The sequence below is a fragment of the Salicibibacter cibi genome, from assembly GCF_016495865.1.
Taxonomy (GTDB): Bacteria; Bacillota; Bacilli; order Bacillales; family Marinococcaceae; genus Salicibibacter; species Salicibibacter cibi.
Genome location: NZ_CP054706.1, coordinates 2,465,025 through 2,481,835, shown reverse-complemented (window position 1 = coordinate 2,481,835; position 16,811 = coordinate 2,465,025). Strand labels below are relative to the sequence as shown.

The window sequence follows — 16,811 nt, the reverse complement described above, 5'->3', positions numbered from 1 at the left end:
AGTGGAAGTCAGGGACTGAAAGGAAGAAAAATGTATGTATTTGCAGGAATGCTTGGCGGGCTTGCTCGCATATACCAAAACGAAAACTGAAAATCCAATCATCACTTCCGTGGAAATGGATTCTCGCCTTGCACAAGCAGGCACATTATTTGTTGCCATTCGCGGCTTTACGGTCGATGGCCACCGGTATGCGCGAGAAGCTGTTAAAAAGGGGGCAGTCGCGATTGTTGCCGAGGAAGATGTGAACGTCGATGTTCCAACCATCATTGTATCTGACAGCAAACGGGCCCTTGCGCAAATCGCCAACCGTTTTTACCATAGCCCAACCCACGATCTAAACATCATAGGTGTCACCGGAACGAACGGGAAGACGACAACTACGCATCTATTGAATCAAATATTACAAGAGGACAATCGAAATACAGGCTTGATTGGTACCCTTTATACGCAATATAATGACGAAGTCTTCGAAGCCAAAAATACGACCCCGGAATCATTAGTGTTGCAACAAACCTTTTCGGAAATGAAGGAAACGGGCGTAACCGATGTGACGATGGAAGTCTCTTCGCACGCCCTATCCCTCGGCAGAGTTCGCGGAACGACGTTTAATATCGCTGTGTTTACCAATTTAAGTGTCGAACACCTGGATTATCATGAAACGATGGACGATTATAAACAGGCCAAGGGACTCTTGTTTTCACAACTTGGCAACGCTTATGATCAGGATTTGAAGGTGGCAATTGTCAATAACGACGATCCTTACGCCCGCTACATGATGGATGTAACCGCAGCGCCGGTCCTCACGTACGGCCTGCGGGACGGAGTGGATGTTCGTGCCCGTGATTTGCACGCGCGGCCGACGGGAACATTTTTTACGCTTGTAATAGGCGAAGCATCGATTGAATTAAACTTGAAAATGATCGGTCGTTTCAGCGTATATAATGCGTTGGCTGCAGCGGCGGCAGCATATGCGTCCGGGGTTTCCTTGTCGGTCATTAAACAGAGCCTGGAATCTGCGAAACCGGTCCCCGGGCGCTTTGAGCCGGTTGAAGAAGGGCAGAATTTCGCGGTGATTGTCGATTATGCCCATACGCCCGACAGCTTGGATAACATATTGCAAACGGTCCGGGAGCTGACAGAACAAGATGTCTACGTGATTGTCGGATGCGGTGGGGATCGGGACCGTACGAAACGACCCGAGATGGCAAGAATCGCTGCTGCATACGCGGATGAAGCGATTTTCACGACGGATAATCCACGCAGTGAAGACCCGCGAACCATTCTTCGGGATATGGAAGCAGGGGTGGAAGGCCAATCCTTCCGGACGATCGTGGACCGAAAAGAAGCCATTCGTTACGCTGTTCGTAAAGCAAAAAGCAAAGATGTCATCGTGATTGCCGGCAAAGGGCATGAGCCCTATCAAGAGGTCGACGGAACCTACCATACGTTCGACGATCGCATTGAAGCAAAGATAGCGATACACGACCGGCAGAAAGGTGAAAAATAGACATACGGTGGAAAAAAGAAAGTAGCGAGCGCTCAAAGGATGCTAAGTCTTGAAAGTGGCTAAACAGAACATAAAACATCTGTATTGCAGGGACACCAAATCGAGAAACAAGGTACCCCTGAGGTGCGAGAATCAGCGATTCGGGGTTCGATGGAAGGTCTAATGTACCCCCTGAAACGTGAATCACAATCACCTCCAAAGCACGAAATTCACAATCTTAGGTGCTGTGCAGGACCTCCGGGCACCTCAAAACCTTACCGAAATGAAACGAAAGGAGTGAACATCTTGAGTGAACCATCGATATTAGCAGCCATCGTAGCAGCGTTTGTACTAAGCGTACTCCTTTCTCCCTTGTTCATCCCGATGTTGCATCGGTTGAAATTTGGGCAAAGCATTCGCGAAGAGGGCCCCTCCAGCCATCAAAAAAAGAGCGGCACACCGACGATGGGCGGCATTGTCGTCATTTTGGCATTGGCTTTGTCCGTACTTCTCGTCGTGTCGATTTTTACCGATTTGGAATTTAATTATCAAATCGGGTTGTTAATGCTCGTGACCATCGCCTTTGGCCTTGTCGGTTTTTTGGATGATTTTATTAAAGTCGTTTTAAAAAGAAACCTTGGTTTAAACTCGAAACAAAAATTACTCGCGCAATTAGTCGTCGCTGCCGTTTTTTATTTTGTTTTGCAGCAATACGAATTTTCCACGGTCGTGCAAATACCGGCCACCGATTTTAGTGTGGACATCGGCATTCTTTATTTGTTACTCGTGGCGGTCATGCTCGTGGGGGCTTCCAACGCTGTCAATTTAACTGATGGCCTGGATGGGTTGCTCGCCGGAACGTCGGCGATTGCTTTCGGGGCTTATGTCGTTCTTGCCTGGTATGCAGGCTTCCCCGAAGTCGCTGTTTTTTGCGCAGCTGTCGTAGGAGCGGTCCTCGGTTTCCTCGTCTTCAATGCCCATCCGGCGAAAGTTTTTATGGGGGATACAGGTTCACTGGCCCTTGGCGGGGCGATTGCCGCAGTCGCGATTATTTTGAAAATGGAAATTCTCTTAATCATCATCGGCGGTGTCTTTGTCATTGAGACCATATCGGTGATGATTCAAGTCATCGTGTTTAAATGGAAAGGAAGGCGCGTGTTCAAAATGAGCCCGCTGCACCACCATTATGAACTATCCGGTTGGTCGGAGTGGAAAGTGGTTGTCGTCTTCTGGCTTTGCGGCATCGTCTTTGCAGTAATCGGCGTTTATATCGAGGTGTGGGCAATATGACAAACCATCCATTACTTTCCAATTTGAAAAATAAAACGGTGCTCGTCCTCGGCTTTGCAAAGAGCGGAAAAGCAGCGGCCCAATTGTTAGCCAAACATGGAGCCCGAGTCATCGTAAACGACGCGAAATCGTATGGGGCGTTAACGGGAACAAAAGAGCTGGAAGCTTATGGCGTTCAATTTGTGACCGGCGGGCACCCTTTACGGATGTTTGACACCCCGCTTCATCTGATCGTTAAAAACCCGGGCATTCGGTATGACAATCCAATTGTCCGGGAAGGCATGCACAGGGAAATCCCGATCGTAACGGAACTCGAACTGGCGTATTGGATCGTGCAGGGAGAGCTTATCGCCATTACAGGTTCGAACGGAAAAACAACGACTACGAAGTTGGTCCATGAAATGTTGCTCGCCGATCATAAAAGCGCAAAAATCGCGGGCAATATCGGTTTGCCCGCTTGTGAAGTAGCAGAATCGGTGGGCGAAAATGAATACATGGTAACAGAAGTATCCAGTTTTCAATTGAAGGGAACCGTTTATTTTCGCCCCCATATCGCCGTGCTTTTGAATATTTTCGATGCCCACCTTGATTACCACGGAACGCGAGCCGATTACATCCATTCAAAAGCCAACATTGCCGGTAACCTGACTGCTGATGATTATTTTGTGTACAATGCTGATGATGAGGTTGTGAAAGGATTGGCAGTGGCTCAAAAAGGAACAAATATCCCATTTTCCGTGAAACATAGACGAGCCGAAGGCGCCTCTCATGAAGCGGGAACGGTATATTGGCAGAACCAACCTTTGCTGCAAACGGGGGACATTGCCCTTCCCGGCATTCACAATCTCGAAAACGTGTTGGCTGCGGTCGCGATTGCCAAACTTCTAAACGTATCGACTGATACGCTGAAAAGCGTATTGACAACATTTACAGGTGTTGAACACCGCTTGCAATTTGTCAAAGAGTTGGATGGGCGAAAAGTGTACAACGATTCCAAAGCAACCAACATATTGGCGACATCACGAGCCTTGAACGCATTTGAACAACCCGTCGTATTGATTGCAGGAGGGTTGGACCGGGGAAATGATTTTTTTGCGCTGGTCGAAAGTTTAACAAATGTGAGGGCAATGGCAGTGTATGGCGAAACGGGCGAGAAGCTGAAAGAAGCGGGAACACGAGCGGGTATTCCGGTGATCAAACATACCGGCCGTTTACAGGAAGCGGTAAAAGCAGCGTATGATGCTTCCGCCGAGGGAGATATTTTGCTGCTGTCGCCGGCTTGTGCCAGCTGGGACCAGTTTAAAACATTCGAAGAACGAGGGGAATGCTTCGTCAACGCCATTGAAGAGCTATAAAAGAGTAACGAGGGGTTCTCGCCTCTCATTTCCCACATCTCACTTCTAAAATGGACAAACCGTCATACGTATGAATAAAGCCTTGTATCGGACAGGACTTGAATTGCGGGTGGCGGGGTGAAGATGTGAAAGAAAATAAACAAGCGGTTGACGGAATTTTACTGTTTGCCATTTGCGCATTGTTGATTATCGGGGTCATTATGGTCTATAGCGCGAGCGCAGCTTGGGGAGAATACCGCTTTTCCGACCCTTATCATTTTGCCAAACGGCAATTGCTGTTTGCGGGAGCGGGATGTGTCGGAATGCTGTTCATGATGCGTTTCGGGTACTGGCGATGGCGAAACTATGTGCTCACGACGGTTTTGGTCTGTTTTGCCCTTTTGATTCTCGTTTTGATTCCCGGGGTGGGATTGATTCGAGGAGGTGCGCAAAGCTGGATTGGCGTCGGCGCTTTTTCGATCCAACCGTCGGAATTTATGAAGTTGGGCATGATTTTGTTTTTGGCCCACTGGCTAACCAGAAATCAGCAACAGATCGCGCAATTTCGAACAGGCATGTTGCCGCTCCTTGCAATTATTTTTACCGCGTTTGCATTAATCATGCTACAACCGGACCTCGGTACGGGGGCGGTAATGGTAGTGACGTCGTTTATTATGCTGTTTATTGCCGGTGCCAAAAAAGCCCATTTTGCATGGTTGGGAGCGATTGGAGCGGCCGGATTCGTAGGCTTGATTGCCTCGGCGCCGTATCGAATCGATCGGATCACGTCTTTTTTTGACCCTTGGAATGATCCGCTCGGAAGCGGTTTTCAAATTATCCAATCCCTCTATGCGATCGGCCCCGGCGGTCTATTCGGCATGGGATTCGGGGAAAGCAGGCAAAAATATTTTTATCTGCCTGAACCGCAAACGGATTTTATTTTTGCCGTGATCGCGGAAGAAGGAGGCTTCATTGCCGGAGTCGTTGTCATTCTTTTGTTCGCGGTCATTATGTGGCGAGGGTTGCGTACGGCTTTGCTTGCCCCTGATCTATTTGGGACGTTATTGGCTGTCGGGATTATCGGCATGTTGTTTGTGCAGGTGATGATCAATATCGGTGTCGTCATCGGTTTGTTTCCGGTTACCGGCATCACTCTGCCTTTGCTCAGTTATGGCGGATCGTCCCTCACGCTCATGCTCGTCGCACTCGGCATATTGTTAAACATCAGCGCACACACAAGAGTCACGTAAACATGTACATCTAAAACCTGAGGTGAAATAGATGAAAGTTTTAGTCACCGGCGGAGGCACGGGAGGGCACATTTATCCCGCGATTGCTATGATTAAAGCGATTCGCGAGGAGGAGCCGTCTGCCTCCTTTTTATACGTGGGGACGGAAAATGGATTGGAAAGCGAGATTGTACCGAACTATGACATCCCCTTTCAGACGATCGAAATCAGTGGTTTTAAACGGAAATTGTCTTTTGAAAACGTAAAAACTGTGCGGCGGTTTTTGAAAGGAACCTCCCGTGCGAAGCAGTTGATTCGTGCATTTAAGCCTGACGTTGCTCTCGGGACAGGGGGTTATGTGGCGGGTCCCGTGATGTATGCGGCTGCCCGATTGGGAGTGCCGACAGTTATCCATGAGCAAAACAGCATTCCGGGCCTTACCAACAAATTTTTAAGCAGATATGCCACAAACGTCGCGATTTCTTTTCAGGAAGCCTCCGGTTATTTTCCGAAAGACAAAACGGTATTCACAGGGAACCCGCGTGCCTCCGAAGTCGTTCACGCCGAAAAAACCAATTTGGTGACCGAATTTGGGTTGAAAAAAGATCTTCCCGTTGTGTTGCTTGTCGGCGGCAGTCGCGGGGCACAACCCATTCATGATGCTTTTTTGCAAGCACTTCCGCAATTATCCGACAAACATTGTCAATACTTATATATCACAGGAAGTGTTCATTATGATAAAGTAAAGACAAGCATTGCCAATGAAAAAACGCGCGCGCACGTCGTCGTCCGTCCATTCATTCACGATATGCCAAATGTACTTGCAAGTGTGGACGCAGTTGTTAGCCGTGCCGGTGCCACAACATTGGCGGAAATTACGGCACTTGGCATTCCCTCCATCTTAATTCCCAGCCCTTACGTCACGAAAAATCATCAGGAAATGAATGCCAGAGCATTGGAAGATGTTGGTGCTGCAATGGTGCACAAAGAAACGGATTGGTCGGCAGATAAACTCGAAGCGGATATAAATAAGCTTTTTCAAAATGGCAAAGCACTCGAGATGCAAACGGCGGCAACATCCATCGCTGTTCCGGATGCTGCCGGCCGATTACGAGACGTTCTGAAAACAGCCGCAAAAATGCCGTGAGGAAATACGGGACAAACCGGTGTCAAAAGGAGGTTGGCGTGTGGGAGATCGAAAAGTCGTATCCGCAAATGAACGAATCCCCGCATTAAAAGAACAACGAAAAAAACGTGCCAATCGCCGGCTGATCATTTCTTTGATCACGATCTTTTTGTTGGTTGGATTTGTCGTCTATTTGCAATCCCCATTGAGTGACATTCAAGCCATTCATGTGGAAGGGATTGTTACCGGAGAAGAGGGCGAAGTGATTGCGCAAAGTGGTTTGGAACAGGGGGATAATATCTGGGCGGCCGATGTTCGGGATGCAGAAGAAAGAATTGCAGAAACGCTCCCTCACGTCATGGAGGCTTCTGTTTCGCGATCATTTCCGAACACGATACATATCGCCGTCACTGAACAGGAGCGTATCGCTTATATGGAAGAGAACGAGGAGTACATCCCTGTGTTTGCAAATGGGGAGCAAAGTCCCGACCAGAATTTGGATCAACTTCCCGGTGATGCGCCCGTAATCTATGAGTGGAACGATGAATCCCGGCTGGAGACGTTGCTGGATGAGATGGAAAAACTTACAGACGGGGTCGTCAACCGTATATCGGAAGTGCACCCGCTTGATGAAAACCATGAAGGACTACGATTGTATATGAATGACGGGATTGAAGTGGAAACAATGGTTGACCAATTTGCTGAATACATGTCCGGCTATCCTTCTGTCGCGGAAGAGATTGATCCCGAAGATTCAGGGGTTTTGCACATGAAAATGCGGCCGTATTTTGAAAGTTCATCAGCGACGGATGAAGAAGACGATGAAGACGACTCGGATGAGGAAAACAGCTGATAACAGAGACCAGAAGCCAGAGGTTAGATGCATGATATAAAGGACTTCTAGGAATTGAGGCGATTTTCGCTTTTCTCCAAGCCTATATTGGTGTAAACTTGTACATAAGATCCTTTTTTTAACCGAAAAGAAGAGATTGGATCTTTCCTATTCATTAGAAAACTTGGCTTTTCGCCAAGCATTAATGGCGAAAGCCTTCGCCCGACTTGTGTAGGTAAGAGAGTGATGTATGCTTTCTTACCTACTGAAAAAAGTTTTTTCGCAATATGCGTAGACTCGTCAGCATCATTCGTGAACTAGCTTAATAAGCTGTGGAGCTATCCAGTGAAACTAGTAATCTAACATGCAGTGACAACCGGGATAAATTTTGCTGATGTAGTCACGGCTTTAAAGAATGGTGATGACCCGCTTTGCTGCGGTTACCTCCCGTCCGCACGGGCGCGCCCAACACATCACAAGCCTGGCATGTTATGGGCAGAACATTATTGCAGTAGGAGGTGCCATTCGTGGACAATAATGAGATTTATGTCAGTTTGGATGTTGGTACAACTGAAGTAAAAGTAATGATCGGAGAAATCTCAGCGGGAATACTAAATATTATCGGTGTCGGAAAAGCGCCGTCCACCGGTATTAAAAAAGGCACCGTTGTTGACATTGACGCCACAGTCGCATCTATCCGCCAAGCTACCGAAGAAGCGGAAAGGATGGTCGGCGTTTCCATTAACCAAGTCGTCGTCGGCATTAATGGAAATCATATTGAATTGCAGCCGTGTCAAGGTATCGTTGCCGTATCGAACCCGAATAAAGAAATTGACCAGGAAGATATTGATCGGGTCATGGATGCAGCGCAAGTGGTATCCATCCCACGAGACCGGGAAGTTGTCGATATCGTACCGAATCAGTTTATTGTAGACGGTTACGATGAAATCAACGATCCCACAGGGATGATCGGTGTACGGCTGGAAATGGAAGGAATGCTTATTACCGGATCAAAAACGGTCTTACATAACCTTTTGCGTTGTGTGGAAAAGGCGGGTTTGGTCATTTCGGATATTTATCTGCAGCCGCTGGCGGCAGGTGAAATTGCTGTATCAAAAGATGAACGCTCACTCGGTGTTGCGCTTGTCGATATTGGCGGAAGCCAAACGACGATCTCTACGTTTAAAGACGGTTCACTGGAAACGTTGAATGTCGCTCCCATCGGAGGGGCGCATGTCACAAATGATCTATCTGTAGGACTTCGCGTAACCAAAGCGGAAGCGGAACGTGTGAAAGTAGAACATGGGCATGCGTATATCGATGATACTTCCGATGAAGTGTTTGCCACCGTTCATCCAATGGGAGGTCATGAACCGGAAGAGTATTCGCAACGGGACTTGGCGCATATCATTGAACCGCGCATGGAAGAGATTTTCGAAATCATTGCCGAAGAATTAACCGGCATTGGTGATATCCCGGGTGGAGTCGTATTGACCGGCGGTACGGTGATGATGCCTGGCACCCTTGAACTTGCTAGGGAAATTATCGGCCGCAATATCCGAATGGCGATTCCGGACTATATCGGGGTAAGGGAACCGAGATACACCAATGGCGTTGGACTCATTGAATTTACCCATCTTCATGTTAGAATGAACGAGATGGACGAAATGGTCGTTGCAACTCATGACGAAGAAGAGCCACCGGCCTATCGTAAAACAAGAAATCCGGAAAAGCAGCGAGTACCGCAAGAGGAAAAGGAATCACTCGGAGTCAAGAAGCGAGTTCGTAGTTTTTTCAAAGTGTTTTTTGAATAGTAACGAAACAAAAAGGGATATACCAGACAATTGACTGATGAGGGGGACCCGAGATGCTAGAGTTTGAAATGGACATGGATCAACTCGCTCAAATCAAAGTCATTGGGGTTGGAGGCGGCGGCTCCAATGCAGTGAACCGCATGATTGAAAATGGCTTGCAAGGTGTAGAATTTATCGCCGTAAATACGGATTCCCAAGCGTTATCCCTCTCCCAGGCTGATACAAAACTTCAACTGGGCGGGAAGTTAACGCGTGGACTGGGCGCAGGCGCAAACCCCGAAATTGGCAAAAAAGCGGCGGAAGAAAGCAAAGAGCAAATGGAAGAATCACTGACCGGGGCAGATATGGTATTTATCACGGCGGGCATGGGCGGAGGCACCGGAACAGGTGCGGCTCCCGTCATTGCAGAAGTGGCTAGAGAAATAGGCGCTCTCACCGTAGGTGTCGTTACACGCCCGTTTACTTTTGAAGGGAAAAAACGCTCCACCCATGCATCTGAAGGAATTGAAACGCTTAAAGAAAATGTTGACACCTTGATTGTCATCCCGAACGATCGTTTGCTGGAAATTGTTGATAAAAGCACGCCGATGTTGGAAGCATTTCGAGAAGCAGATAATGTACTAAGACAAGGAGTGCAGGGCATTTCAGATTTGATCGCAACGCCCGGGCTGATCAACCTGGATTTTGCCGACGTAAAAACAATTATGAGCGAAAAAGGTTCAGCGCTCATGGGGATCGGCATCGCCACCGGTGAAAGCCGAGCCGGAGAAGCTGCGAAAAAGGCAATTTCCAGCCCATTGTTGGAAACTTCCGTTGATGGCGCCCAAGGGGTGTTAATGAACATAACCGGCGGAAGCGATTTAAGTTTGTTTGAGGTGCATGAAGCAGCCGAAATCGTTTCGGATGCATCGGATCCGGAAGTCAATATGATTTTTGGTTCCGTCATCAATGAAAATTTGAAAGATGAAGTTCTGGTGACAGTGATTGCAACGGGATTCAACGAAGGTACGGAAAAACGGGGACGTCCCGGCAAAAGCCAAGAAACGGGGGGCAGACGGACAAGCCCGCAGCAACAGGCGCCGCAACGTCCGCAGCAAACACAGCAACAACCGGCCTTTGAAGAAGAACCGGAACGTTCGTCCGGCAGACAAGAAGAAGACCAAGATTCCCTTGATATCCCGGCATTTTTACGGAACCGCCGTCGGAATCGATAAAATCGGGAAAGAAAAAACCCAAACGGAGATCTCCGTTTGGGTTTTTTTCGCACTAACAGAGAGGATAAATTGTTCAGATGTTGGTACCGCCACGTATCGACATGATCTGCTTGGGCGATCATGATTACCCTATGGATTGCTGAACAACTTACATATATTAGTTGGAGCCGGGATGCCGCTTCCATGGCTTCGCTTTCCGCGGACGAACGGTCAAGCCTCCTCGCGTAAAACCGGCGCTTCGGGGGCTTGACGCGTCCGTTTTTCCGCTGGAGTCTCGCCATTGCAGCACCGTCCCTCCGTGGGTTGCCAGACGTGCAAGGGTTTTCTGCTTTTAGGATAGATTTTCTTGCATCCAGTTTTGACAACATCAACGGACAATGCTTATGTGCCAATCTTTTTCCGTTATTCAGCAGTCCCTACCCTAACAAAGAAAAAATAAGCGATTAGGTCGCCATAAAGCGGCTATGGCGACCTAATGAAAGCCAATCAAAACGATTCGGGCTTCATGAAGCGTCCATGAAGCCCGAATGGGATCGAAACCAAGCGATTCCGTCAGCATAAAGTGCTCATGGTGGCTGAGCAATGGAAACAGAGATGAATTCGGTCGTCATAAAACAGTTATGAAGGCTGGGAGAAAATTATCGCGTTTCGTCCAGTCGGTATGACAGTCCCTATAGGCCCAATCAGGTTACATCGATTAGATCGGTTATCATGCAAATGATGCCCAATCTCCCCAGATCGATGTTTTACACTAAAAAATATCTGAAAAATCAATAAAAATACCCAAACCTCCACCCCACAACCCCTCGACAGTTTTTTATCAAATCAATGAAAATCAGAGTGTGACAACCACTGATAAAGTGACATACTTCGAATGCCCATACGCTTATACTGTTAAAAAGAGAGGTCAACAAGAAAGGGGGGCCGAAGGGTGTTTTGACGCTGTACATAGATATCATCTATGCATTGAACACGGTCGTGACTGTCAGTTTGCTTTATATGACCGCTAAATGGATCGGTTATCACGTAAAAAAAAAGCGGCTGTTTATCGCCGCAGCCTGTTCAGGGCTCCCGTTGTTTATGTGGCTAACTGCTTACGGAGAGCTTTTGTTGCATCCGTTCGCACAAGCGATCATTTGCATGGTTACGATTTTGCTGGCGTTCGGTTTTCAAACATTTACTCGCTTCGCAAAAGCCGTCTTATTGTTTTATTTTATCTCCTGGCTGACAGGCGGTGTCGTTATGGCCATGGCAATGTTTTGGCAAACGTCTGAACTTTTGGAAACGTGGCGTTCTTCTGCCCGTTGGGTACTGTTTGATGATATGCACGGACTGCTCGTCTTATCCGCGCTACCGGTCGTTATCCTTTTTGCCGAATTAAGCAAGCGCGTGCTTAAACAGGAAAAGAAAACGGCTGCCCAGTTTGCGGATGTGATCATCAAAATGGATGACCGGGCGGAGACAATCAAGGCAACGACCCTTATCGATACCGGCAATCATTTACGCGATCCCATCTCCAGGGCTCCTGTTTTGTTAGCCGAGATTGCGTTGTTTCAATCACAGTTTGCAGAAGAGGAGTGGAAAGAAACGCTCGAATGGCTCGATTCAGAGGGAAAGAAGGGAAAATTGAAATGGGAAGCGCGGATGAAATTGATTCCGTATCGCACCGTCGGCCGTGATCACGGCTTTATCTTCGCTGTTTCTGCGGCTGAAGTCGTCATTATTGTCGACGGCGAGCGGCAGGACCATAAAAACGTGTTGATCGGATTTGAAAATCGTGCGCTTTCTGCAGAAGGACGTTTTCAATGTATAACACCTCCCGACTTGCTTCCAAATACAGCGAACTTTAATACTGCATCGTAAAGTGAAACTTCCAAGTAAGGAAGTCGGCTAAAACCGTCACCTCCTGTGACAATGCCGACACTAGCACATCCTGTGCTCGTTTAGACAGAGGTCAGATTTCAGATGCCAGAGGTCGGAAAAGGCTTTTTTCAGGGTCTTCCGATTTCCGGTTTCCGATGTGTCTGACTTCCGGAAAAGCGGGCGCTTACCACCGGGATAAAAGGGGAGAAATGTTTTGTGGAAAAAAATAAAAATGCACTTTTTGAAACGCTGGTATAAAATCCTTGCCTTTTTCGGCATTAAATCGGACAGCATTTATTATATCGGTGGGAGCGAGGCTTTGCCACCGCCGCTTTCAAAAGAAGAGGAAGCGGACCTACTTGCCAAACTGCCGGATGGAGACGAGGAAGTGCGCGGCATTTTGATCGAGCGCAACCTCCGGCTCGTTGTTTACATTGCCCGTAAATTTGAGAACACCGGCATTAATATTGAAGATTTGATTAGCATTGGAACGATCGGTCTCATCAAAGGGGTCAACACATTTAATCCGGAAAAAAAGATAAAGTTGGCCACTTACGCCTCACGCTGTATTGAAAATGAGATTTTGATGTATTTGCGAAGGAACAATAAAACACGCTTTGAAATTTCTTTTGATGAACCGCTAAATGTCGATTGGGACGGCAATGAGTTGCTACTCTCGGATGTGATGGGGACGGAAGAAGACATCATCACCCGGGGCATCGAGGATAAAGTCGATAAATCCCTGCTGCGGCGGGCACTAAAGACGCTCAATCCCCGGGAAAAACAAATCATGGAACTTCGGTTTGGGCTTGCCGGCCAGAAGGAAAAAACACAAAAAGATGTGGCAGATATGCTCGGGATCTCACAATCTTACATTTCCCGGCTGGAAAAACGCATTATTCGCAGACTGAAAAAAGAATTTAATAAAATGGTGTAAAAACAAACAGGCGGACGCACGCGGGTTTTGCATCATATGGGCATCCTCCCACAGATTAGGCGGACGTAGACCGACGCATATTTTTTCTTCACACGGACATACTGAACGTGTAAGAAGGAGGAATCGTAGTTCTCCGTAAGCCACCGTGGGAGGGAAGACATGACACGCAACAAAGTAGAGATCTGCGGTGTGGACACATCGAAGCTGCCCGTTTTGAAAAATAATGAAATGCGAGTGTTATTCGAACGCCTGCAATCCGGTGATGAAACAGCAAGAGAGACATTGGTGAATGGAAACTTGCGACTCGTCCTTAGCGTCATTCAACGTTTCAATAATCGAGGTGAGTTTGTTGATGATTTATTTCAAGTTGGCTGTATCGGCTTGATGAAAAGCATTGATAATTTCGATCTCAGCCATAACGTGAAATTTTCTACTTATGCCGTGCCTATGATTATTGGTGAAATTCGCCGTTACTTACGCGATAACAATCCGATCAGGGTCTCCCGTTCTCTTCGCGATACGGCGTACAAAGCATTGCAAGTTCGCGACCGTCTCATGTCGGAAAAAAACCGGGCAACGGAACCGACCGTTCAGGAAATTGCAAAAGAGCTTGACACGCCGAAAGAAGACGTCGTTTTTGCTCTTGATGCCATTCAAGATCCGGTTTCGTTGTTTGAACCGATCTACAACGATGGCGGGGATCCGATCTATGTCATGGACCAAGTAAGCGATGAAAAAGTAAGCGATACATCTTGGGTCGAACATATTGCTTTGCAGGAAGCGATGATTCGACTTAATGACCGCGAGAAAAAAATACTCGACATGCGTTTTTTTCAAGGGAAAACGCAAATGGAAGTTGCCGAAGAAATCGGGATTTCCCAAGCCCAAGTATCCCGGCTGGAAAAGGCAGCCGTTCAACAAATGAACAAACATAGCCAATAAGAAGCAAACTCCGATGGGGTGCCCCGCGCCCTGTTGGAGTTTTTTTAGTTGCGAGGGTTTATGACGCCCGAATCACTGTTCCGATCGCCATGAAACGAACCAGATCCGGAGAGATAAACGGTTGTCTTCGCTCATACAAATAAAAGAGGGCAACGATCAGGATAGGAGGGAGGCGCCTGACATGTTGAAAATCAGTGATCTGCAATCAAAAGAAGTGGTGAACGTACAAACGGGCAAAAGATTGGGTTCGCTTGGAGATGTGGACATTAATTTGACGACCGGGAACATAGAATCCTTGATCATTACCGGGTCGGGACGGTTGTTGGGGATGTTCGGACGCGATGATGAATTGATTGTTCCCTGGACTCAAATCGCAAAAATCGGAACCGATGTCATCCTCGTTTATGTACATGGGACGGAAACGTCGAGTTTTCAATAATAACTATCGAATATGAAGGAATATGTGGTAAAATAAAGAGTAACAAAAGAATTAGAGGTAGGCCTTATGATTAGAGAACCTTTTGCCTTACACCCAACGAAAACATTGCTTGAGCATCGCGGCTTAGAACAGGTGCGTGCCGGGTTTACCACACGGCTCGGCGGCATCAGCCGTGAACCATATAATGAGGCGAATTACGGCCTTCATGTCGGAGATGATCCCGAACAAGTCATGGCTAACCGCAAGCAACTTGCCAGTACCCTCGATATTTCGCTTGCGGATGCGGTGTTCGCCGAGCAAGTGCATGGCGGCGCGGTCCGGAAGGTTGATGAAACCGACGGTGGCCGCGGCGGCTTTACCCTTGCCGATACGGTTCCCGATGCGGATGGCCTGTATACGACAACGAAAAACCTGTGGTTAATGAGTTTATACGCCGATTGTGTTCCGCTTTATTTTTATACCCGCGGACAAACGATCGTGGGCATCGCCCATGCCGGTTGGAAAGGGACCGCTGCAAATATCGGGGGCGAGATGGTCAGGCTGTGGAGAGAATGGGAAGGAATCCTCGCCGAAGACATCTATGTGTCGATCGGTCCGTCCATCGGAAAGGCAGCTTACGAAGTGGACGACAAGGTGGTCTCTGCACTGAGGGGAATATTGCCATATGGAAAAGAACCGTGGACACAAAACGGATCCGGAGCCTATCACTTGGATTTAAAAGAAGCAAACGCGCTGTTGCTGGAAAAAGCAGGCATTAAACGCGCGCATATGTATACAAGCAACGCATGCACCTATGAAAACGAAGAACTATTTTTTTCACATCGGCGTGATTCCGGAAAAACCGGTCGCATGATGGCCTATATAGGGTTGATGAACGCGAGGAGTGAAAATGGTTAGATGAACATCAAGGAAAATTATGAATCGATCATGGCGAGGGTGTCTGCGGCTTGTGCACGCGCAGGGCGAAGCTCGGAAGATGTCATCGTTATGGCCGTAACGAAATACGTATCGGCCGAACGTGTGGAAAAATCGATAGCCGCGGGAGTGAAACATTTTGGCGAAAGCCGGAACGACGGTTTGCTGGAAAAAAAACATGCCATAAAAGCTCCCGTATACTGGCATTTTGTCGGGCGTTTGCAAAGCCGGAAAGTGAAAGAAATCGTCCATGAGTGTGACGTGATCCATTCCCTCGATCGCGCGTCCTTAGCGAAAGAAATTCATAAACGTTATCAAGGGGAAACACCGATTGATTGTTTGGTCCAGGTAAATGTTTCCGGAGAGGAAACAAAGGCGGGGGTAACCCCCGATAAATTGGAAAATTTCGTGCGCTCCCTCGAAACTTATGAACACATTCGCGTGACGGGATTAATGACGATGGCTCCGCATGCGAAAAACCCGGAAGACGTACGCCCTTATTTTCGGCAATTGCGTAAGCTTCGCGACGATATCAAACGTTTGCAATTGCCTCATGCCCCTTGTCATCATTTGTCCATGGGGATGTCCAATGATTTTGAACAGGCGGTGGAGGAAGGCGCCACGATGATTCGTTTGGGGACAAGCCTTGTCGGCAATGAAACGGGAAGGGAGGCGTAAGCATGGGCTTTAAAACAAGGTTTAAACGATTTTTTGATTTTGATGAAGAGTATTATGAGGAGGAAGAAGAAGTCCCTGCCGATGAAGAAACAGGGACAACGGCCAAGCATGGAAAAAATGTGGTCAGCTTGCAAAGTGTGCAACAGTCTGCGAAGATGGTTTTAATCGAACCGCGCACGTACGATGAAGCGCAAGATGTGGCGGATCACTTGAAAAACAGGCGTTCGTGTGTTATTAATATGCAGCGGATCCCGAACGATCAGGCCAAAAGAATCGTGGATTTTTTGAGCGGGACGGTATACGCGATCGGCGGGGACATCCAAAAGATAGGCACGGGCACGTTCCTTTGCACCCCGGAAAACGTCGATGTAAGCGGTGCGATTTCCGAATTTCTCCACCAGGAAAGTGCAGAATGGTAGCTAAAGATAGAAGGCAGGTGAGCATCCGATGCAAATGATTGGCCAACTTTTAAACATGGGCATTAATTTATATACCATTGCTGTTTTTATTTACGTCTTATCCAGCTGGATTCCGAATTTGCGGGAATCGAATTTCGGCCAAATGCTTGGCAAGATCGTAGAGCCATATTTGGAACCTTTCCGTAAAATCATTCCCCCGATCGGTGGCGTGATGGACTTTTCCCCGATTGTCGCGCTAATCGCTTTGCGACTCGCGCACACTGGCGTCATCGCTATTTTCTTTTAAACGACAG

The 16,811-nt window shown here is 47.7% G+C and carries 17 protein-coding genes; 16 read left to right on the top strand and 1 reads right to left on the bottom strand.

The annotated features are described in order from the left end of the window. The first annotated feature begins 34 nt into the window (after positions 1-34). The 8 genes from HUG20_RS12375 to ftsZ all read left to right on the top strand — a co-directional run bounded on the left by HUG20_RS12375 (position 35) and on the right by ftsZ (position 10,325). Positions 35-1,507: a UDP-N-acetylmuramoyl-L-alanyl-D-glutamate--2,6-diaminopimelate ligase gene (locus tag HUG20_RS12375; RefSeq protein ID WP_200084982.1), complete on the top strand. Its 1,473-nt coding sequence runs from the start codon at positions 35-37 to the stop codon at positions 1,505-1,507. 285 nt (positions 1,508-1,792) lie between these two features. Continuing rightward, positions 1,793-2,776: a phospho-N-acetylmuramoyl-pentapeptide-transferase gene (gene mraY, locus HUG20_RS12370; RefSeq protein WP_246476399.1), complete on the top strand. Its 984-nt coding sequence runs from the start codon at positions 1,793-1,795 to the stop codon at positions 2,774-2,776. Beyond that, entirely contained in the window at positions 2,773-4,131 is a 1,359-nt protein-coding gene (gene murD, locus HUG20_RS12365) for a UDP-N-acetylmuramoyl-L-alanine--D-glutamate ligase (protein WP_200084980.1), read from the top strand. The genes mraY and murD overlap by 4 nt, the downstream gene beginning before the upstream one ends. Positions 4,132-4,256: 125 nt before the next feature. Further along, positions 4,257-5,360 carry a stage V sporulation protein E gene (spoVE, locus tag HUG20_RS12360; protein WP_200084979.1) on the top strand — a complete coding sequence of 368 codons (1,104 nt, stop codon included), beginning with the start codon at positions 4,257-4,259 and terminating at the stop codon, positions 5,358-5,360. Between the two features lie 31 nt (positions 5,361-5,391). Then, positions 5,392-6,486, top strand: a complete 1,095-nt coding sequence (murG, locus tag HUG20_RS12355) for an undecaprenyldiphospho-muramoylpentapeptide beta-N-acetylglucosaminyltransferase (RefSeq protein ID WP_200084978.1) — start codon at positions 5,392-5,394, stop codon at positions 6,484-6,486. A 40-nt stretch (positions 6,487-6,526) separates the two neighbouring features. Beyond that, positions 6,527-7,318, top strand: coding sequence for a cell division protein FtsQ/DivIB (locus tag HUG20_RS12350; protein WP_200084977.1), 792 nt, complete (start codon positions 6,527-6,529; stop codon positions 7,316-7,318). A 506-nt stretch (positions 7,319-7,824) separates the two neighbouring features. Further along, positions 7,825-9,111 (top strand): cell division protein FtsA, encoded by a 1,287-nt coding sequence (ftsA, locus tag HUG20_RS12345; RefSeq protein ID WP_200084976.1) that lies wholly within the window; start codon positions 7,825-7,827, stop codon positions 9,109-9,111. A gap of 53 nt (positions 9,112-9,164) precedes the next feature. Next, a complete protein-coding gene (gene ftsZ, locus HUG20_RS12340) occupies positions 9,165-10,325 on the top strand; it encodes a cell division protein FtsZ (RefSeq protein WP_200084975.1) in 1,161 nt (386 codons plus the stop codon). A gap of 157 nt (positions 10,326-10,482) precedes the next feature. On the opposite strand, the gene HUG20_RS19570 is transcribed toward ftsZ, so the two are convergent. Beyond that, a complete protein-coding gene (locus HUG20_RS19570; protein ID WP_281392413.1) occupies positions 10,483-10,614 on the bottom strand; it encodes a hypothetical protein in 132 nt (43 codons plus the stop codon). Positions 10,615-11,261: 647 nt separating this feature from the next. Between HUG20_RS19570 and HUG20_RS12335 the strand changes: the two genes are divergently transcribed. The 8 genes from HUG20_RS12335 to HUG20_RS12300 all read left to right on the top strand — a co-directional run bounded on the left by HUG20_RS12335 (position 11,262) and on the right by HUG20_RS12300 (position 16,804). Next, complete coding sequence (locus tag HUG20_RS12335) at positions 11,262-12,188, top strand: sigma-E processing peptidase SpoIIGA (RefSeq protein ID WP_200084974.1); 927 nt, start codon at positions 11,262-11,264, stop codon at positions 12,186-12,188. Positions 12,189-12,420: 232 nt separating this feature from the next. After that, positions 12,421-13,125: an RNA polymerase sporulation sigma factor SigE gene (gene sigE / locus HUG20_RS12330; protein ID WP_200090497.1), complete on the top strand. Its 705-nt coding sequence runs from the start codon at positions 12,421-12,423 to the stop codon at positions 13,123-13,125. Positions 13,126-13,284: 159 nt separating this feature from the next. Next, complete coding sequence (gene sigG, locus HUG20_RS12325; RefSeq protein ID WP_200084973.1) at positions 13,285-14,067, top strand: RNA polymerase sporulation sigma factor SigG; 783 nt, start codon at positions 13,285-13,287, stop codon at positions 14,065-14,067. A gap of 181 nt (positions 14,068-14,248) precedes the next feature. Next, a complete protein-coding gene (locus HUG20_RS12320) occupies positions 14,249-14,506 on the top strand; it encodes a YlmC/YmxH family sporulation protein (protein WP_200084972.1) in 258 nt (85 codons plus the stop codon). Between the two features lie 66 nt (positions 14,507-14,572). Continuing rightward, positions 14,573-15,403, top strand: a complete 831-nt coding sequence (gene pgeF, locus HUG20_RS12315; RefSeq protein WP_200084971.1) for a peptidoglycan editing factor PgeF — start codon at positions 14,573-14,575, stop codon at positions 15,401-15,403. After that, positions 15,404-16,099: a YggS family pyridoxal phosphate-dependent enzyme gene (locus HUG20_RS12310; RefSeq protein WP_200084970.1), complete on the top strand. Its 696-nt coding sequence runs from the start codon at positions 15,404-15,406 to the stop codon at positions 16,097-16,099. A 2-nt stretch (positions 16,100-16,101) separates the two neighbouring features. Beyond that, the gene (locus HUG20_RS12305) at positions 16,102-16,518 is read left to right on the top strand and encodes a cell division protein SepF (protein WP_200084969.1); all 417 of its coding nucleotides are present in this window, start codon (positions 16,102-16,104) and stop codon (positions 16,516-16,518) included. 28 nt (positions 16,519-16,546) lie between these two features. Then, complete coding sequence (locus HUG20_RS12300) at positions 16,547-16,804, top strand: YggT family protein (protein ID WP_200084968.1); 258 nt, start codon at positions 16,547-16,549, stop codon at positions 16,802-16,804. Positions 16,805-16,811 lie beyond the last annotated feature (7 nt).